We start from the raw sequence: 18014 nt of genomic DNA, 5'->3' as shown, positions 1-18014 counted from the left end.
CGCCGGCCGGAGTCAACGATGCCCCGTGCTGAGCTCAACGAGAAGGAGACCTGATGGCCTGGTACATCGGGCGCAGGGTCTTGCAGATGATCCCCGTATTTCTGGGGGCCACGCTGCTCATTTACGCCATGGTCTTCGCCCTGCCCGGAGACCCCGTCCTCGCCCTCGGCGGCGACAAGGGCCTGAACCCGGCCATCGCCGCGCAGATCCGGGCCGAGTTCCACCTCGACCAGCCCTTTTACATGCAGTACCTGCTCTACCTCAAGGGCATCCTGACCCTCGACTTCGGCAACACGTTCTCCGGCCTGCGGGTCATCGACGTGATGCGCCAGGTCTTCCCGGTCACCTTCCAGCTCGCGATCATGGCGCTCATGTTCGAGGGCGTGTTCGGGATCGGGATCGGCCTCATCTCCGGCCTGCGCAAGGGCAGGTACTTCGACGCGACCTTCCTGCTGGTCAGCCTGCTCGTCATCGCGCTGCCGACGTTCGTGATCGGCTTCGTGCTGCAGTACGGGATCGGCGTCAAGCTGCGCTGGCTTCCCGCCACGGTCGGTGCGGACGTGAACGTCAGGACGCTGCTGATGCCCGCGATCGTGCTCGGGGCCGTGTCGTTCGCCTATGTGCTCCGCCTGACCCGGACCTCCGTCGCGGAGAATCTCACCGCCGACTTCGTCCGGACCGCGACGGCCAAGGGCCTGTCTCGCAGCCGGGTGGTGAACGTCCACGTGCTCCGCAACTCCCTGATCCCCGTGGTCACCTTTCTCGGGTCGGACCTCGGTGGCCTGATGGGCGGGGCGGTCGTGACCGAGGGCATCTTCAACGTCCCCGGGGTGGGCAACGCCCTCTTCACTGCGATCAAGCAGGGACAGGCGCCGACCGTCGTGTCCCTCGTCACCGTCTTGGTGATCGTCTACATCATCGCCAACCTCTTTGTGGACCTGCTGTACGCGGCCCTGGATCCGAGGATTCGTTATGCCTGAGCTCACCCGCCCGCACCAGGCCCACTTCTTCGCCGACCTCGACCGGAGTCCGCTCGGACTCGTCGACGGTGTCGACGAGTCGGCGGCGCCGGCCAGTCTGTGGACCGAGGCCTGGCACAGCCTGCGCCGTCGGCCGCTGTTCTGGATCTCGGCCGTGCTCATCCTGCTCGTGCTCGCGATGGCGACGATCCCGAGCCTGTTCACTTCGGTCGACCCGTCGTACTGCACCCTGGACCACTACCTCGGGACGCCGATTGCCGGCCACCCGTTCGGCTTCGACCGCCAGGGGTGCGACATCTACGCGCGCACCATCTACGGTGCGCGGGCGTCGGTCACGGTCGGGGTCCTGACGACGCTCGCCGTGGTGGTCATCGGCGCGGTCGTCGGCGCGTTCGCCGGCTTCTACGGTGGTTGGTTCGACTCGGTGCTGTCCCGGGTCACCGACATCTTCTTCGCCATCCCGCTGGTGCTGGCCGCCATCGTGGTCATGCAGATGTTCAAGAGCGACCGCAACGTGATCACGGTGGTGCTCGTGCTCGGCGTCTTCGGCTGGCCGCAGATCGCCCGCATCACCCGCGGCGCCGTGATGAGTGTGAAGAACGCTGACTACATCACGGCCGCCAAGGCGCTCGGATCCTCCCGGATCATGACTCTCGCGCGCCACGTGATGCCGAACTCCGCGGCACCGATCATCGTCACGGCGACCGTCTCGCTCGGCACGTTCATCGTCGCCGAGGCCACGCTGTCCTTCCTCGGGATCGGGCTGCCGACGAACATCGTTTCCTGGGGCGCGGACATCTCCAAAGCGGAGGAGACCCTGCGCAGCCAGCCGTCCGTGCTGTTCTACCCGGCCGGGGCGCTCGCCCTGACGGTGCTCAGCTTCATCATGATGGGCGACGTCGTGCGCGACGCCCTGGACCCGAAGGCGCGCAAGCGATGAGCCAGATCCCCACGACCCTGACCGACGACGTCGCTCGGGGGGCGTCGAACTCCGCCGAGGTCCCGCTGCTGCATATCAAGGGTCTCGAGGTGTCGTTCTCGACCTCCACCGGGCTCGTCCCCGCCGTGCGCGGGGTGGATCTGACCGTGTACGCCGGCCAGACCGTCGCGATCGTCGGCGAGTCCGGGTCCGGCAAGTCGACCACCGCGCACGCGATCATCGACCTGCTTCCGGGGACCGGAAATGTCACCGCGGGCTCGATCATGTTCGACGGCACGGAGATCACCACCGCGAGCCGGCGCCAGATCGTCGCCCTGCGCGGCAGCCAGATCGGGCTCGTCCCACAGGACCCGATGTCCAACCTGAACCCGGTCTGGAAGATCGGCTATCAGGTCAAGGAGGCGCTCAAGGCAAACGGCATCGCGAAGGGTGCCGCGGCGAACAAGCGCGTCGCCGAGCTGCTCGCCGAGGCCGGCCTGCCCGACGCCGCCCGGCGCGCCAAGCAGTACCCGCACGAGTTCTCCGGCGGCATGCGCCAGCGGGCGCTGATCGCGATCGCCCTCGCGGCCCGGCCGAAGCTGCTCATCGCGGACGAGCCGACGTCGGCCCTGGACGTGACCGTGCAGCGGCAGATCCTGGACCACCTGCGGACGCTGACCGAGGAGCTCGGCACGGCGGTGCTGTTCATCACGCACGACCTGGGTCTCGCCGCCGAGCGCGCCGAGCACCTCGTGGTCATGTACCGCGGGAAGGTCGTCGAGTCCGGGCCGGCGGCGCAGATCCTGTCCGCCCCGCGGCACCCGTACACGCAGCGTCTCGTCGCGTCGGCCCCGTCGCTCGCCTCGCGCCGCATCCAGAGCGCGAAGGAGCGCGGGGTGGAGGCCACCGAGCTGCTTTCGGCAACGGGCGGCGACGGGATCAGCGCTAACCGCGAGGACGTCGTGGTGGTGGAGAACCTGTCCAAGGTGTTCCACCTGCGCGGCGGTCGCCCCGGCACCTCCAAGGAGTTCAAGGCCGTCGACGACGTGTCGTTCACCGTCAAGCGCGGCACGACGATGGCGCTCGTGGGGGAGTCGGGCTCGGGCAAGTCGACCGTCGCGAACATCATGTTGAACCTGCTCGAGCCGACCGCCGGCAAGATCCACTTCGAGGGCACCGACCTCGCCACCCTGAACCGCAAGCAGTTGTTCGCGTTCCGGCGCCGGGTGCAGCCGATCTTCCAGGACCCGTACGGCTCCCTCGACCCGATGTACTCGATCTTCCGCACGATCGAGGAGCCGCTGCGAACGCACCGGATCGGGGACAAGAAGTCCCGCGAGAAGAAGGTTCGCGAGCTGCTGGACATGGTGGCGCTCCCGCAGGCCACGATGCGCCGGTTCCCGAACGAGCTCTCGGGCGGGCAGCGTCAGCGGGTCGCGATCGCCCGGGCGCTCGCGCTCGAGCCCGACGTCATCGTGTGCGACGAGGCGGTCTCCGCGCTGGACGTGCTGGTCCAGGCGCAGATCCTGACGCTGCTCAACGACCTGCAGGCGGAGCTGTCGCTGAGCTATCTGTTCATCACCCACGACCTCGCCGTCGTGCGGCAGATCGCGGACCAGGTGTGCGTGATGCAGAACGGCAGGGTCGTCGAGGCCGCGACCACCGACGAGGTCTTCGACAACCCCCGCGAGGAGTACACCCGAGAGCTCCTCGCCGCGATCCCCGGCGCATCCCTCACCGCGTAAGCCGCCCCGAGCCCCGTCGGACCTGGACTCAGCTCCCTCAGGCCGCGGACTGCGCACATCGCCGCGGACTGCGCACATCGGATGTGCGCAGAAGGCACCGATGTGCGCAGTCTGCGGCGGGGGCGGCGTCGGATCGGCCGGCGGCAGGGGCCGGACCTGCGCCGGGACCGATTTCGGGGGCTGGATCCCGGCCTCGACCGGGGCCGGTTCGGTGTGCGGGTAAGATTGTCCGGTGCCCCATGACTTGGTGCACTCCCCAAATTTGAAACGAGTCTTTTATGTCTGTGCGCTCCGACCTGCGCAACGTCGCCATCGTCGCCCACGTCGACCACGGCAAGACGACCCTTGTCGACGCGATGCTCCGGCAGTCCGGCGCCTTCTCGGCCCACGACGCCCACGCGGACGAGCGGTCGATGGACTCCGGTGACCTCGAGCGCGAGAAGGGCATCACGATCCTCGCGAAGAACACCGCAGTGCGCTACACGGGTCCCGCCGCGGCCGCCGCCGGTCACCCCGAGGGCATCACCATCAACGTGATCGACACCCCCGGGCACGCCGACTTCGGTGGTGAGGTCGAGCGCGGCCTGTCCATGGTCGACGGCGTCGTGCTCCTCGTCGACGCGAGCGAGGGCCCCCTGCCGCAGACCCGGTTCGTGCTCCGCAAGGCGCTCGAGGCCAAGCTGCCGGTGATCCTGCTGGTCAACAAGGTGGACCGGCCCGACTCGCGCATCTCCGAGGTCGTCGCCGAGTCGACCGACCTGCTGCTGGGTCTCGCGAGCGACCTGCACGACGAGGTCCCCGACCTCGACCTCGACTCGATCCTCGACGTTCCCGTCGTGTATGCCGCCGCCAAGACCGGCCGCGCGTCGCTGACCCAGCCGGCCGACGGCGCCCAGCCGGACGCCGAGGACCTCGAGGCCCTGTTCAAGGTGATCCTCGAGAAGATCCCGGCTCCGACCTACACCGAGGGCGCGCCGCTCCAGGCGCACGTCACGAACCTCGACGCGTCGCCGTTCCTCGGCCGGCTCGCCCTGCTGCGCGTCTTCAACGGCACGATCCGCAAGGGTCAGACCGTTGCCTGGGCCCGCGCCGACGGCAGCCTGCAGAACGTGAAGATCACCGAGCTGCTCGAGACGAAGGCACTCAGCCGCGTGCCCACGGAGTCCGCGGGCCCCGGCGACATCGTCGCCGTCGCCGGCATCGCCGACATCACCATCGGTGAGACGCTGACCGACCCCGACGACCCGCGCCCGCTGCCGATGATCACCGTCGACGACCCCGCGATCTCCATGACGATCGGGATCAACACGTCCCCGCTCGCCGGTCGCGGCGGCAAGGGCCACAAGGTCACCGCCCGCCAGGTCAAGGACCGGCTCGACAAGGAGCTCATCGGTAACGTCTCGCTCCGCGTGCTGACGACCCCGCGCCCGGACGCGTGGGAGGTCCAGGGCCGCGGCGAGCTCGCGCTGGCCATCCTCGTCGAGCAGATGCGCCGCGAGGGCTTCGAGCTCACCGTCGGCAAGCCGCAGGTCGTCACCAAGCGGATCGACGGCAAGGTCCACGAGCCGATGGAGCGCATGACCATCGACGTCCCCGAGGAGTACCTCGGCGCCGTCACCCAGCTCCTCGCGGTGCGCAAGGGCCGCATGGAGACCATGGCGAACCACGGCACCGGCTGGGTCCGCATGGAGTTCAAGATCCCGTCGCGCGGCCTGATCGGGTTCCGCACCCAGTTCCTCACGGACACTCGCGGCACCGGTATCGCGTCGTCGTTCACCGACGGCCACGAGCCGTGGGCCGGCCCGATCGAGACCCGCATCAACGGGTCCCTGGTCGCGGACCGCTCCGGCGTCGTGACGCCGTTCGCGATGATCAACCTGCAGGAGCGCGGGTCGTTCTTCGTCGACCCGACCCAGGTCGTCTACGAGGGCATGATCGTCGGCGAGAACTCGCGCAACGAGGACATGGACGTCAACATCACCAAGGAGAAGAAGCTCACGAACATGCGCGCTGCAGCCAGCGACACGTTCGAGAACCTCACCCCGCCGCGTCACCTGACCCTCGAGGAGTCCCTCGAGTTCGCCCGCGAGGACGAGTGCGTCGAGGTCACCCCGGAGATCGTCCGCGTCCGCAAGGTCATCCTCGACCAGAACGAGCGTGGCCGCGTCTTCTCGAAGACCAAGCGGTCCTGACCACCACTCCGGCGCCCCGCGCCTTGAGCGCACGGGGTGGGCTGCTCGTCGTGCACGCCCACCCCGACGACGAGACGCTCGCGACCGGCGGCCTGCTCGCAACCTGGGCAGCCGCCGGTCGGCCGGTCACCGTGGTGACCTGCACGCGCGGTGAGCTGGGCGAGGTCATCGGTGCCGAGCTCGCCCACCTCGAGGGCGACGGACCGGCCCTCGCCGCGCACCGCGAGGGCGAGCTGGCCGCGGCCCTGGCCGCCCTGCGGGTGCCGGACCAGCTCTTTCTCGACACGGTCGCGGAGCCCGGCGGGCCCGACGGCCGGTACACCGACTCCGGCATGGCCTGGGCCGCACCCGGCCTCGCCGGGCGCCTGGAGGCCCTGCCCGACGGCGCGTTCGTCGCCGTCCCGCTCGAGGACGCCGCACGCCGGCTCGCTCGCGTGCTGCGCGCGCGCCGGCCCGAGGTCGTCGCGACCTACGAGCCCGGCGGCGGGTACGGGCACCCCGACCACGTCCGCGCGCACGAGGTCACCATGCGCGCGCTCGAGCTCGCGGCGGACCCCGCGACCGTGCTCGGCGACACCACGCCGCACCGCCCGGCGGCCGTGCTCTGGGCCGTGGTGGCCGCCGGCGCGCTGCGCGGCGCGTACGCCGAGCTCCCCAGCCTTCCCGCCGTGGCCGCGCTGCTCGACGCCGACCCTGCCCTCACGCTGCCTGACCCCGCCGGCCCGCTGCCCTCCCTCGCGGTGCCCGACGCCGGCGACCGGGCCGGCGACCTCACCGTCGACCTCGCTGTCGACGTGACCGGTGTGCTGGACCGGGTGGCCGCGGCCCTCGCCGCGCACGGCACGCAGGTGCGCTCGATCGCCGTCGACCCGGACCGGCTGGCACGTGCCGCGCGGCTGCCGGCGGACCCACGACCCGTCGTCGTCGGCTGCTACGCGCTGAGCAACGACATGCTCGCACCGCTGCTGAGCCGGGAGTCCTACCACCGCGTCCCGGTCGGCCCGGTCGGTGCCGGCAGCACCCTGGGCGACGCGGCCGACGTCGCGTGGCACGACGTGGCGTGGCCCGCCGCAGTCCGGCCGGTAGCCTGAACGCCATGGTCAGAGGCTTCCGGGGAACAGTTCTGCGGTGGGCGGGCGCGACGCTTGTCGGCGTCATCGTCGGCGCGGCCGGCACCACGATGCACCGGGCGATCGTGCCGTGGGGCATCGCCGTGTGCCTCGCCTTCGTGGTCGCGGCGGGGGTGCTGGTGCGGGCCTGGATCGGCACCATCGGCCTGGTCGCGTACGCGGTCGGGTGGGTCGCCATCGTGCAGGCGTTCTCGCTGACCGGGCCCGGGGGCGACGTGCTGATCCCGGCCGGGCAGGCGATCGGGTACGTCTGGCTCGTCGGCGGGATGCTGGCGATCGCGCTCGCCGCGTTCGCCCCGCGCCGCTGGTTCCGCGACGAGCCGCGCACGCGGCCGACCGAGCCGTGACCGACGACGCGATCGACGCCGCGGGACGGCGCGCGGACCCCGATCAGTACCGGGCCGCCATCGGCAGGCTCCCGGCGGGTGTGGCGATTGTCACACTGGTCTGGCGCGACGTCGAGTACGCGATGACGGCGAGCGCGGTGACCTCGGTCTCGCTCGACCCGCCGCTGCTGCTCTTCTGCGTGCACGAGGACGCCCGGTTCCGGGAGGCCCTCGACCACGTGGACCGCTGGGCGCTGAGCGTGCTCTCCGACACCGCGGCGCCCGTCGCCGACTGGCTGGCCTCGCCTGGACGCCCGGCGATCGGTCAGCTGGGCCGGGTCCCGCACTCGGTCGGGCCCGTGACGGGCGCCGCCCTGGTCGACGACGCGTCGGCCTGGTTCGAGTGCCGGACGTCGACGATCCACCGCGCGGGGGACCACGACATCGTCGTCGGCGAGGTACTCACAGCTCGCCAGGGGGAGTCAACCGCAGGCGGCCTGGTGCACCTCCGCGGACGGATTCGTCCCGTCCGATAAAGGAGTTGGCCGAGGGGCGACACCGCGTGCACCGTAGAATCGCTTGGCTGCGGGAGCCCGCAGTAACCATAGTGGGGAGAGAGACCCGATGCAGGAGAAGTCTGGGCGCGACGACCTTCGAGCGGAAGGCGCTGTGCCGAGCCCGGCAGGTCCCATCGACGAGACCGGTCCGGTCGGCGATCCCCAGCCGAATCCAGAGCTCCAGTCGCACTCAGAGCCCGAGCCGACTGCCGGCCTCGAGCACCCGGCTGAGCCCTACCCCGAGAACCCACCCTCCCCGCTCGCGGTCTTCGACGCCGACGTGCCGCGCCGGCACTGGCGGCGCGCGGTGCTCACCACCGCCGCGGTCGTCATCGTGCTCGGCGCGGGCTACGTCGGCGCGGCCTGGGCGTTCGCGGGCACGGTCCCGCGCGGCACCACCGTCGCCGGCGTCGAGATCGGCGGACAGAGCACCAAGGCCGCCGTCGCCACGCTCGACAAGGGGCTCGCGGGTCCGGTCAAGGAGCCGGTCCCGCTCGTCGCGGGCGACGTCAGCACCACCGTGCCGCCCGCCGACGCCGGGCTCACGTTCGACGCCAAGGCGACCGTGCGCGACCTCACGGGCTTCGACCTGCAGCCCGTCGGGCTCTGGCATCACATCTTCGGGCTCGGCGCCGAGCCGCCCGTCACGGCCGTGGACGAGAAGAAGCTCAAGGCCGCCGTCGAGAAGGCGTCCGGGGCACTCGTGACCGACGCAGTCGACGGGCAGATCGTGTTCGCCGACGGCGCCGCGCACGCGTCGGCGGCGGTCGACGGCAAGGCGGTCGACCCCAAGGCCGCGGCGCAGGTGCTGCGCACCTCGTGGCTGACCGCCGCGCGGCCGCTCAAGATCCCCACCCGCGCCGTCGCACCCGACATCACGCAGGCGGAGACGGACAAGGCCCTGACCGAGGTGGCCCAGCCGCTCGCGCAGGCCCCTATCTCCGTCGCCGTCGCCAACAAGACCATCGAGCTGCCGGCCGCCACCGTGACCTCGCTCGCGACCTTCGCCGTGAAGGACTCCGACCTCGTGCTCACGCTCGACGGCCCCGGACTCGTCAAGGAGATCGTCAAGCGCGCTCCGAAACTCTTCTCGCCGTCGGCCGATGCCCGCTTCGAGTTCCAGAAGGGCGTCCCCGTCGTGATCCCCGGGGTGTCCGGCACGACGATCGACCCGAAGGTGCTCGCCGGAGCCGTCGCCCAGGCGAGCGTGGCGAAGGAGCGCACCGCGCGCGTGCAGCGGGCGCCGAGCGACCCGTCACAGTCGACCGCCAAACTGAAGTCGCTCGGGATCCACGAGCTCATCTCGGAGTTCTCCACGCCGCTGACCCCCGAGCCGCTGCGCACCGCGAACCTGGCGGTCGGGGCCGGCAAGATCACCGGCAAGACCATCCTGCCCGGCGACACCTTCAGCCTCACCGACGCTCTCGGGCCGATCACGGCGGCGGCCGGGTTCAACTCGGCGAACGTGATCGTCAACGGTGAGCACGTCAAGGGCGTCGGCGGCGGGCTGTCCCAGCTGTCCACGACGACCTACAACGCCGCGTACCTGGCCGGGTTCGAGGACGTCGAGCACCAGGCGCACTCGGAGTGGTTCGCGCGCTACCCGGAGGGCCGCGAGGCGACCCTCTACTCCGGGTCCATCGACATGCGGTTCAAGAACACCAGCCCGCACGCGGCCATCATCCGGTCCTGGATCGAGGCCAACCGGCTGCACGTGGCGATGTGGGGAACCAAGTACTGGACCGTCGCGACCGCCACGGGCCCGCGCCACAGCGTGGTGGCGCCGACCACCGTGCACTCGGCCTCTCCGACCTGCACGCCATCGGGCACGGGCAACCCCGGCTTCACCGTCACGGTCATCCGCAAGCTGAGCCTGAACGGCGTCGTCAAGGAGACCAAGAAGCAGACGACCCACTACAACCCCCAGAACGCCGTCATCTGCGACAAGCCCAAGAAGCCCTAGCGTTCGGCCTTCGGCGGACGGCGCGCGGGTGGGGGTGGGATGAGCTTGCCCAGGGCGATGTCGGCGGCCGGGACGTGTACCGGGCCGCGGCGGGTCTCGATGCGCACGCCGTCGTCGTCCGAGGCGAGCACGTAGCCCAGGACGTCGGAGTAGCCGCCCTCGGCGAGCCGCCGCCGGACCACCACGCGGACCCCGATCGACCACGCGAGCCACGGTCGCGGCCCGGGGGCGGGCCGGGGCTCAGTCGCGTCCGTCACGCTGTCCGCGTCCATTGCACAGGGATCATCCGTGGATAATAGGGTGCGCCACCGATCGTCACCGACCTACCCGATCGAATGGGCTCAGGAGGATCAACCGTGACCTATGTCATCGCCCAGCCTTGTGTCGACGTCAAGGACAAGGGCTGTATCGAAGAGTGCCCCGTGGACTGCATCTACGAGGGCAAGAGGTCGCTGTACATCCACCCGGACGAGTGCGTCGACTGCGGCGCGTGCGAGCCGGTCTGCCCCGTCGAGGCCATCTTCTACGAGGATGACACCCCCGAGCAGTGGAGCGATTTCTACAAGGCGAACGTCGAGTTCTTCGACGACATCGGGTCACCGGGCGGTGCGGCGAAGATGGGCATGATCAACAAGGACCACCCGATCATCGCCACGCTCCCGCTGCAGATCGTCAGCGAATAGCCCGTTGGGCCTGCTCACAGCCGCGCTGCCCGATTTTCCCTGGGACACCCTCGTGCCGTACGCCCGCGTCGCGCGCGCGCATCCGCGCGGGATCGTCGACCTGTCGGTCGGCACGCCGGTCGATCCGACCCCGGACCTGGTGCGCGAGGCGCTGGCCGCCGCCGCCGACTCGCCGGGGTACCCGACGACGCACGGCACGCCCGCGCTGCGCCAGGCGGTCGTCGACTGGTTCGCCCGACGGCGCGGGGTGCCGGACCTCGACCCCGCCGCGGTGCTGCCGACCATGGGTTCGAAGGAGCTGGTGGCGTTCCTGCCGTCGCTGCTCGGGCTCGGGGCGGGCGACGTCGTCGTACATCCGGCGACTGCCTACCCGACCTACGACGTCGGCGCCCGCCTCGCCGGCGCGACGCCGCTGCCGGCCGACGACGTCGCCGCCTGGGCGGGCGAGAACGTCAAGCTGGTCTGGCTCAACTCCCCGGGGAACCCCGACGGGACCGTGCGTTCGGTCGCCGAGCTCCGCGAGGTCGTGGACGCCGCGAGGTCGCGGGGCGCCATCGTGGCGTCGGACGAGTGCTACGCGGAGCTCGCGTGGGAGGAGCCGTGGGTCAGCGAGGGTGTGCCGAGCCTGCTCGACCCGCAGGTCACCGGCGGTGACCTCACCGGCCTGCTCGCGGTCTACTCGCTGTCCAAGCAGTCGAACCTCGCGGGCTACCGCGCCGCGTTCGTCGCGGGCGACCCGGTCCTGATCGCGGACCTGCTGGCGACACGCAAGCACGCCGGGTTGATCGTGCCGGCTCCCGTCCAGGCGGCCATGACCGTCGCGCTGAGTGACGATTCTCACGTGGCAATGCAGCGCGAGCGCTACCGGGCGCGGCGGGTCGTGCTGCGCGGCGCGCTCGACGCGGCGGGCCTCGAGGTGGACGGTTCGCAGGCCGGGCTGTACCTCTGGGTCCGGCCGGCCGGCGCTCCGCAGGACTGCTGGACCACGGTCGGTGACCTGGCGCGGCTCGGGATCCTCGCCGCGCCCGGCGCGTTCTACGGCGCCGCGGCCGCCGGGCACGTCAGGATCGCCCTGACCGCCTCGGACGAGCGGATCGCCGAGGCCGCAGCCAGACTCAACGGGGCATGACTTTGGGTTGGGGCGCAGCAAACGCGATCATGATGTGATTGGGATCACGCCATTACTATGAGATTCTTCGCGAACCGATTCGTCGTCGGCCGCGGGCGCGGGTAGCGTGGCGCGAGCCGACGACGCCACCAGGTCCGACCGACTCCGGTCGCAGCCAAGAGTCGTGCCCGGGATGCGAACATTTTCGCGTGCGGGCGATGTAGGAGGGAATCACATGTCCGACGCCGTCAAGGTCAAGGCAGCCGGTCAGCTCACCGTCGGGGAATCCTCGCTCGAGCTCCCGCTGGTCAAAGCAACGCAGGGGAACGACGGCATCGTCGTGTCCTCCCTGCTGAAGGAAACCGGTCTGGTCACAGTCGACCCCGGGTTCATGAACACCGCCTCGTGCGACTCCGAGATCACCTATATCGACGGCGACGCCGGGATCCTGCGCTACCGCGGCTACCCGATCGAGCAGCTCGCTGAGAAGTCCTCGTTCCTCGAGGTCGCGTACCTGCTCATCCACGGCGAGCTGCCGACGCAGGCCGAGGGCGACGCGTTCGTCGAGCGCGTGAACCGGCACACGATGGTGCACGAGGACTTCCGCACCTTCATGGGGACGTTCCCGCGCAACGGGCACCCGATGTCCGTGATGGCCTCCGCGATCAACGCGCTGGCCACGTTCTACCCCGAGTCCCTCGACCCGTTCGACCCCGAGACGATCGAGCTGGCCACGGTGCTCATCCTGGCCAAGACCCGCACCATCACGTCCTACCTGCACCGCAGCGCGGTCGGCGAGCCGCTGCTCTACCCGGACTACTCGCGCGGGTACGTCGAGGACTTCCTGCGGATGACGTTCGCGGTGCCGTACCAGCAGTACGACGCCGACCCGACGACCGTCGCGGCGCTCGACCAGCTCCTCATCCTGCACGCGGACCACGAGCAGAACTGCTCGACGTCGACGGTGCGCATCGTGGGTTCGAGCCACGCGAACATCTACGCGTCGGTCGCGGCCGGTGTCAACGCGCTCTCCGGGCCGCTGCACGGTGGTGCGAACGAGGCCGTGCTGAAGATGCTCACCGAGATCAAGGCCGAGGGCGGCGACGCGACGTCGTTCATGGCCCGGGTCAAGAGCAAGGAGCAGGGCGTCCGCCTGATGGGCTTCGGGCACCGGGTCTACAAGAACTACGACCCGCGCGCGGCGATCGTGAAGAAGAGCACGCACGAGGTGCTCGAGAAGCTCGGCATCCACGACGACCTGCTCGACATCGCGCTCAACCTCGAGAACATCGCGCTCAGCGACGACTACTTCATCGAGCGCAAGCTCTACCCCAACGTCGACTTCTACACGGGGCTGCTCTACAAGGCGATGGGCTTCTCGGACCAGATGTTCACGCCGCTGTTCGTGCTCGGCCGCATGCCGGGCTGGATCGCGCAGTGGCGCGAGATGATGAGCGACCCGACCACCAAGATCGGCCGCCCGCGCCAGATCTACACCGGTGCCGTCGAACGCGACTACGTCCCGCTCAACGCCCGCTGACCCCTTTCCGACGTCGTCAGGCCCAGCGCGCGCTCCCGTGCGCGCTGGGTCTGACCCGTTTCCCGGTCCCCGCGTTGTCAGGCCCAACGCGGTCCCTGGGGCGCGCAGCGGCTGACAAGTCTTACGGACCTCGAGTTGTCAGGCCCAACGCGGTCCCTGGAGCGCGCAGCGGCTGACACGTCGCACGGGTCTGGGGGCTTGCGGGGCGGGGGTCAGTGCTTGAGGGTGACGCGGACCTTGCCGGGGGGCAGCGGGGACGTCGTGGACGGCGTCCAGACCGCGTCCGTCCGGGTCCAGGTCTGGTCGGCGATCGTGACCGTGTCGACGGCGAGGGTGCCCGCGACCGCGACGGACCACTGCGCGAGCGACCAGCTCAGCCGCAGGTCGTCCGCGGCGCTGCCGTTGCCCAGCGCGCCCGCGTCCAGGGTGAGGATCAGGTTGTCGCCGGTCGTCGTCGTGGGCACGTCGCCGTAGTCGCGCTTGACGCGGTCCGCGACGGCGCGCGCCGAACCCGCCGCCTGCGCGGGCTTGAGCTTGCACGTCACCGAGGCGTGCGAGTAGCCGGTGAGCGCCGAGGCCCAGGCCCCCGACTGGGCCACGTGCTGCCGGTAGGCCTCGGGGTACCCGGACCGCTGCACCCGCTGGGCCGCCTCGGTGACGTCCATCCCCTGGTACCCGTTGATCTTGATCAGCACGTCGTAGAACGCGTTCGTCGCGTACACCGGGTCCACGATCTGCGCGGCCGTGCCCCAGCCCTGCGAGGGGCGCTGCTGGAAGAGCCCGAGCGAGTCGCGGTCACCGTGGTCGAGGTTGATCAGCTTCGACTCCTGCAACGCGGTCGTGATGCCGACCGTCGCGGCCCTCGCCGGCAGCCCGCGGCGCACCGCCGTGCTCGCGACGAGGGCGGCGTTGTCGGCCTGGGCGGGGCTGAGGTACCAGCTCGTGCCGTCGACCAGGGCAGCGCATCGCTCGGTGAGCACCGGACCGCCGTCCAGAGCCTTGAGCACGACGACGACGCCGGTCACCCCGAGCCCGAGCACCACCAGCACCGTGACCGGCGCTAGCCACGGTTTTCGTCGTCGACGTCGGCCTCGGGACATGGCAGCCGGCTCGTCAGTGCTGGTGCAGCGCGGCGTTGAGCACGACGCCGGCGCCGGCCCGCGCCACGGCCTGCACGCCGCCGGTCAGCGAGTTGCGACGGAACAGCACGTTGCTGCGACCGGACAGGTCTCGCGCCTTGACCACCTCGCCGTCGAGCGGGCCGCCGTCGTCGTCGGTGAAGCCGAGCAGGGTGACCTTGGTGCCGGCCGTGACGTACAGGCCGGACTCCACGACGCAGTCGTCGCCGAGCACGATGCCCAGGCCCGCGTTCGCGCCGAGCAGCGAGCGCCGGCCGATCGAGACGACCTGCGTGCCGCCACCGGACAGGGTGCCCATGATGGACGCGCCGCCGCCGATGTCGCTGCCGTCGCCGACGACGACGCCCGAGGAGATGCGGCCCTCGACCATCGAGACGCCGAGCGTGCCGGCGTTGAAGTTCACGAAGCCCTCGTGCATGACGGTCGTGCCCGAGGCGAGGTGCGCGCCAAGGCGCACGCGGTCGGCGTCGGCGATCCGCACGTCCGAGGGGAGCACGTAGTCGACCATCCGCGGGAACTTGTCGATGCCGAACACGGTCACCGGGGTCCCGGTGGCCGCGCGGAGCCGCAGCCGGGTGGCCTCGAAGTCCTCGACGGCGCACGGCCCGCGGTCGGTCCAGACCACGTTCGTGAGCTTGCCGAACAGCCCGTCGAGGTTCTGCCCGTGCGGAGTGACGAGCCGGTGCGAGAGCAGGTGCAGGCGCAGGTAGGCGTCCGCGGCGTCGGCGGGGGCGGCGTCCAGGTCGATCTCGGTGCGCACGACGACGGTCCGCACGCGCCGGGCGGCGTCGTGCGCCTCGAGGGCGGCCAGCTCGGCGGGGATCGCGGCGTCCGCCGGGGCAGCCCCGAGCGCCGGCGCCGGGTACCAGACGTCCAGCGTCGCGCCTCCCGGGTTCGAGGGGGACTCGGCGGTGATCGTGGCCAGGCCAAAGCCCCAGGCGGTGCGCGCACTCATGGCGCCAACCCTAAGCGCCCCTCGAGGGAACCTGGTCGCGCACCGGGGGCGGAATCGGCGCGGCGTGCCCGATCCCTGGTCAGGCGTCCACCACGCCGACCAGGACGGAGCGCCAGACGTGCCGCACCATGGCCGCGAGCACCAGCGCCCAGGCGGCGAACGCCACCCAGAGCTCCACGCACCGATCATGCCGACGAGCGGCAGCCGGTCGGCCCGCCCGAGGTAGATCCCCTCCAGGCTCATCCCGACTTCAGATGATTCCGCTGGCCATCACCAGGGCGAAGTAGCCGGGGGTGAGCCCCTCGACCCCTCCGCGCACCCGTCCACCCAGTGAGTCGGTCGGTGCGGCGCTGGGAGTCGGTCACGGTCGCAAACCACCCGCTGGGACTTCGAACGTTAGGGTCGCTGGCGTGATCCCCACTGTGCTCGACCCCGCTGGTGACCTGATCGTGCTCACGCGCGCGCTGTGCGACATCCCGTCGGTGAGCGGCGACGAGGCCACGATCGCGGACGTCATCGAGGCCGCGCTGCGCCCGCATGAGCACCTGGAGGTGCTGCGCGACGGCGACACCGTGGTGGCCCGCACGAACCTGGGCCTGCCGTCGCGCGTGGTCGTGGCCGGGCACATCGACACCGTGCCGATCGCCGACAACGTCCCGACGACGGTCGTCGGCACCGGCGACGACGAGGTGATCTGGGGCCGCGGGACGGTCGACATGAAGGGCGGCGTCGCGATCCAGGTCGCGCTCGCGGCCGAGCTGTCCGCGCCCACCAGGGACGTCACGTGGGTCTTCTACGACAACGAAGAGGTCGAGGCGTCGCTCAACGGGCTGGGCAGGGTCGCGCGGAACCACCCGGACTGGCTCGCGGCCGACTTTGCCGTCCTCGGCGAGCCGAGCAACGCCGGGATCGAGGGCGGCTGCAACGGCACCCTGCGCGTCGAGGTCGCTCTGTCCGGGGTCACCGCGCACACGGCCCGGTCCTGGATGGGCAGCAACGCCATCCACTCGGCCGGCGAGGTCCTGCGCCGCCTGGAGAGCTACGTCGCGGCCGAGATCGAGGTCGACGGGCTGGTCTACCGCGAGGGCCTGAGCGCGGTCGCGATCCGCGGGGGAGTGGCCGGGAACGTCGTGCCCGACGAGTGCGTGGTCACCGTGAACTTCCGCTTCGCGCCGGCCCGGTCCGTGGCGCAGGCGGAGGCGCACGTGCGCGAGGTGTTCGCGGGGTTCGACGTCACGCTCACCGACGCCGCGCCGGGCGCCCGCCCGGGCCTGGACGCGCCCGCGGCGGCCGAGTTCGCCGCCGTCGTCCTCGCCGTCACCGGCGGGGCTCCCGCGCCCAAGTTCGGCTGGACCGACGTCGCGCGGTTCGCGTCGCTGGGCATCCCGGCGGTCAACTTCGGGCCCGGTGACCCGCTGCTGTGCCACAAGGACGACGAGCGCTGCGCCGCCGCACAAGTTCGCCTCTGCCACGATGCGCTGCGCACCTGGCTCACCTCTTAGAGTCGGGGTTATGACGAGCGACGACGGGGTACCCGCCCCAGGACACGGCTACCGCAAGGGCCCGGTGCTGCTGCGCCGCGGGCAGATCCCGACCACGACCACCGACCAGCGGTTGCTCGCAGCCCCGCGCGACGGCGCGAACTGGTTGCACGAGGACCCGTGGCGGGTGATGCGCATCCAGAGCGAGCTCGTCGAGGGTTTCGGGGCGCTCGCGGAGGTGGGGCCGGCGGTCAGCGTGTTCGGCTCCGCGCGCGTCACGATGGACCATCCGGAGTACGCGCTCGCGGAGCGCGTTGGGCGCGGCCTCGCGAAGGCCGGGTTCGCGGTCATCACCGGCGGCGGGCCGGGCGTGATGGAGGCGGCCAACAAGGGCGCGAACCAGGCCGGCGGCCTGTCCGTCGGCCTCGGCATCGAGCTGCCGTTCGAGCAGGGCATGAACCAGTGGGTCGACCTCGGGGTCAACTTCCGGTACTTCTTCGCCCGCAAGATGATGTTCGTGAAGTACGCGCAGGGCTTCATCGTGCTGCCCGGCGGGTTCGGCACCCTCGACGAGCTGTTCGAGGCGCTCACGCTCGTGCAGACCCACAAGGTCACCGAGTTCCCGATCGTGCTCGTGGGCACGGCGTACTGGGGCGGGCTGCTCGACTGGCTCGCGGGCCCGGTCAGCGCGCGCGAGATGATCGGGAACATCGACCTCGACCTGCTCACGCTGGTCGACGACCCGGACGAGGCCGTCGCGCACGTCGTCGAGCGGGAGGCCCAGCTGCGCGCCGAGGTGGACGCCGCGACCGCCGCCGCGAAGCTGGCGGCCGCCCAGCAGGCCGCCGCCCGCGTCGCCGACGGCGAATGAGCTCGCCCGCCGGAGTGCCGGTCGCGGGAGCCGCCGTCCTCCTGCGGGGCAGGACGTTCGGACCGGACCACCCCGTGGTGATGGCGATCGTCAACCGCACCCCGGACTCGTTCTACGCACCCGCGCGGCACACCTCCCGGTCCGCCGCGGCCGACGCCGTCGCGCAGGCGGCCGACGAGGGCGCGGACCTGGTCGACATCGGTGGCATCCGGGCCGGCCGCGGCCCGCGGGTCGACGCCGCGGAGGAGGCCGCCCGGGTGATCCCGCTGATCGAGCTCGTGCGCGAGCGGCACCCGGACCTCCTGATCAGCGTCGACACCTGGCGTTCGGGCGTCGCGCGGGATGCCGCGCGGGCCGGCGCCGACCTGATCAACGACACGTGGGCGGGCCACGACCCGCACCTGGTCGAGGTGGCCGCGGCCGAG

Annotated in this window: 17 protein-coding genes; 14 read left to right on the top strand and 3 right to left on the bottom strand. The window is 71.1% G+C overall.

The annotated features are described in order from the left end of the window. Positions 1-53 precede the first annotated feature (53 nt). The 8 genes from VIM26_RS16435 (at position 54) to VIM26_RS16400 (ending at position 9812) form a co-directional block, all read left to right on the top strand. Positions 54-980 (top strand): ABC transporter permease, encoded by a 927-nt coding sequence (locus VIM26_RS16435; protein WP_331953094.1) that lies wholly within the window; start codon positions 54-56, stop codon positions 978-980. Then, complete coding sequence (locus VIM26_RS16430; RefSeq protein WP_331953092.1) at positions 973-1920, top strand: ABC transporter permease; 948 nt, start codon at positions 973-975, stop codon at positions 1918-1920. Before VIM26_RS16435 ends, VIM26_RS16430 begins: the two co-directional genes overlap by 8 nt. Beyond that, the gene (locus VIM26_RS16425; protein ID WP_331953090.1) at positions 1917-3644 is read left to right on the top strand and encodes an ABC transporter ATP-binding protein; all 1728 of its coding nucleotides are present in this window, start codon (positions 1917-1919) and stop codon (positions 3642-3644) included. Before VIM26_RS16430 ends, VIM26_RS16425 begins: the two co-directional genes overlap by 4 nt. Before the next feature lie 278 nt (positions 3645-3922). Further along, positions 3923-5836 carry a translational GTPase TypA gene (gene typA / locus VIM26_RS16420; RefSeq protein ID WP_331953088.1) on the top strand — a complete coding sequence of 638 codons (1914 nt, stop codon included), beginning with the start codon at positions 3923-3925 and terminating at the stop codon, positions 5834-5836. Between the two features lie 23 nt (positions 5837-5859). Next, positions 5860-6927 carry a PIG-L family deacetylase gene (locus VIM26_RS16415; RefSeq protein WP_331953086.1) on the top strand — a complete coding sequence of 356 codons (1068 nt, stop codon included), beginning with the start codon at positions 5860-5862 and terminating at the stop codon, positions 6925-6927. A gap of 5 nt (positions 6928-6932) precedes the next feature. Continuing rightward, complete coding sequence (locus VIM26_RS16410) at positions 6933-7313, top strand: DUF6113 family protein (RefSeq protein WP_331953084.1); 381 nt, start codon at positions 6933-6935, stop codon at positions 7311-7313. Continuing rightward, positions 7310-7828, top strand: a complete 519-nt coding sequence (locus tag VIM26_RS16405; protein WP_331953082.1) for a flavin reductase family protein — start codon at positions 7310-7312, stop codon at positions 7826-7828. Before VIM26_RS16410 ends, VIM26_RS16405 begins: the two co-directional genes overlap by 4 nt. An 88-nt stretch (positions 7829-7916) precedes the next feature. Next, entirely contained in the window at positions 7917-9812 is a 1896-nt protein-coding gene (locus VIM26_RS16400; protein WP_331953080.1) for a VanW family protein, read from the top strand. Here VIM26_RS16400 and VIM26_RS16395 read toward each other — a convergent pair. Next, a complete protein-coding gene (locus VIM26_RS16395; protein ID WP_331953078.1) occupies positions 9809-10069 on the bottom strand; it encodes a hypothetical protein in 261 nt (86 codons plus the stop codon). The two genes, VIM26_RS16400 and VIM26_RS16395, sit on opposite strands and share 4 nt — an antisense overlap. Before the next feature lie 99 nt (positions 10070-10168). On the opposite strand from VIM26_RS16395, the gene fdxA reads away from it, so the two are divergent. From fdxA to VIM26_RS16380, 3 genes are all read left to right on the top strand, one after another. Continuing rightward, positions 10169-10495: a ferredoxin gene (gene fdxA / locus VIM26_RS16390; protein WP_331953076.1), complete on the top strand. Its 327-nt coding sequence runs from the start codon at positions 10169-10171 to the stop codon at positions 10493-10495. Positions 10496-10499: 4 nt separating this feature from the next. Continuing rightward, the gene (gene dapC / locus VIM26_RS16385) at positions 10500-11624 is read left to right on the top strand and encodes a succinyldiaminopimelate transaminase (protein ID WP_331953074.1); all 1125 of its coding nucleotides are present in this window, start codon (positions 10500-10502) and stop codon (positions 11622-11624) included. A 214-nt stretch (positions 11625-11838) separates the two neighbouring features. Continuing rightward, positions 11839-13143 carry a citrate synthase gene (locus VIM26_RS16380; RefSeq protein WP_331953072.1) on the top strand — a complete coding sequence of 435 codons (1305 nt, stop codon included), beginning with the start codon at positions 11839-11841 and terminating at the stop codon, positions 13141-13143. A gap of 212 nt (positions 13144-13355) precedes the next feature. Here VIM26_RS16380 and VIM26_RS16375 read toward each other — a convergent pair whose 3' ends face one another. Together VIM26_RS16375 and dapD are read right to left on the bottom strand one after the other, a co-directional pair. Then, positions 13356-14243: a hypothetical protein gene (locus VIM26_RS16375; RefSeq protein ID WP_331953070.1), complete on the bottom strand. Its 888-nt coding sequence runs from the start codon at positions 14241-14243 to the stop codon at positions 13356-13358. 13 nt (positions 14244-14256) lie between these two features. Then, complete coding sequence (gene dapD, locus VIM26_RS16370) at positions 14257-15237, bottom strand: 2,3,4,5-tetrahydropyridine-2,6-dicarboxylate N-succinyltransferase (protein ID WP_331953068.1); 981 nt, start codon at positions 15235-15237, stop codon at positions 14257-14259. A gap of 410 nt (positions 15238-15647) precedes the next feature. Between dapD and dapE the strand changes: the two genes are divergently transcribed. The 3 genes from dapE to VIM26_RS16355 all read left to right on the top strand — a co-directional run. Further along, the gene (dapE, locus tag VIM26_RS16365) at positions 15648-16739 is read left to right on the top strand and encodes a succinyl-diaminopimelate desuccinylase (protein WP_331953066.1); all 1092 of its coding nucleotides are present in this window, start codon (positions 15648-15650) and stop codon (positions 16737-16739) included. Between the two features lie 10 nt (positions 16740-16749). Then, on the top strand, positions 16750-17589 hold the full coding sequence (locus VIM26_RS16360) for a TIGR00730 family Rossman fold protein (protein WP_331953064.1): 840 nt from the start codon (positions 16750-16752) through the stop codon (positions 17587-17589). Beyond that, positions 17586-18014, top strand: a 429-nt coding sequence (locus tag VIM26_RS16355) for a dihydropteroate synthase (RefSeq protein ID WP_331953062.1), incomplete at its 3' end; no start/stop codon positions are given. The genes VIM26_RS16360 and VIM26_RS16355, both read left to right, overlap by 4 nt.

Source organism: Pengzhenrongella sp. (assembly GCF_036565025.1).
GTDB lineage: Bacteria > Actinomycetota > Actinomycetes > Actinomycetales > Cellulomonadaceae > Pengzhenrongella.
The sequence above is the reverse complement of the archived record's forward strand: the minus strand, read 5'-3'. Positions and strand labels throughout refer to the sequence as shown.

Bases quoted from the DNA above. Each gene is read 5' to 3' on its own strand.
- VIM26_RS16435 (WP_331953094.1), top strand. From the start codon at position 54: ATGGCCTGGTACATCGGGCGCAGGGTCTTGCAGATGATCCCCGTATTT.
- VIM26_RS16430 (WP_331953092.1), top strand. From the start codon at position 973: ATGCCTGAGCTCACCCGCCCGCACCAGGCCCACTTCTTCGCCGACCTC.
- VIM26_RS16425 (WP_331953090.1), top strand. From the start codon at position 1,917: ATGAGCCAGATCCCCACGACCCTGACCGACGACGTCGCTCGGGGGGCG.
- typA (WP_331953088.1), top strand. From the start codon at position 3,923: ATGTCTGTGCGCTCCGACCTGCGCAACGTCGCCATCGTCGCCCACGTC.
- VIM26_RS16410 (WP_331953084.1), top strand. From the start codon at position 6,933: ATGGTCAGAGGCTTCCGGGGAACAGTTCTGCGGTGGGCGGGCGCGACG.
- VIM26_RS16400 (WP_331953080.1), top strand. From the start codon at position 7,917: ATGCAGGAGAAGTCTGGGCGCGACGACCTTCGAGCGGAAGGCGCTGTG.
- VIM26_RS16380 (WP_331953072.1), top strand. From the start codon at position 11,839: ATGTCCGACGCCGTCAAGGTCAAGGCAGCCGGTCAGCTCACCGTCGGG.
- VIM26_RS16375 (WP_331953070.1), bottom strand. From the start codon at position 14,243: ATGTCCCGAGGCCGACGTCGACGACGAAAACCGTGGCTAGCGCCGGTC.
- dapD (WP_331953068.1), bottom strand. From the start codon at position 15,237: ATGAGTGCGCGCACCGCCTGGGGCTTTGGCCTGGCCACGATCACCGCC.
- VIM26_RS16360 (WP_331953064.1), top strand. From the start codon at position 16,750: ATGACGAGCGACGACGGGGTACCCGCCCCAGGACACGGCTACCGCAAG.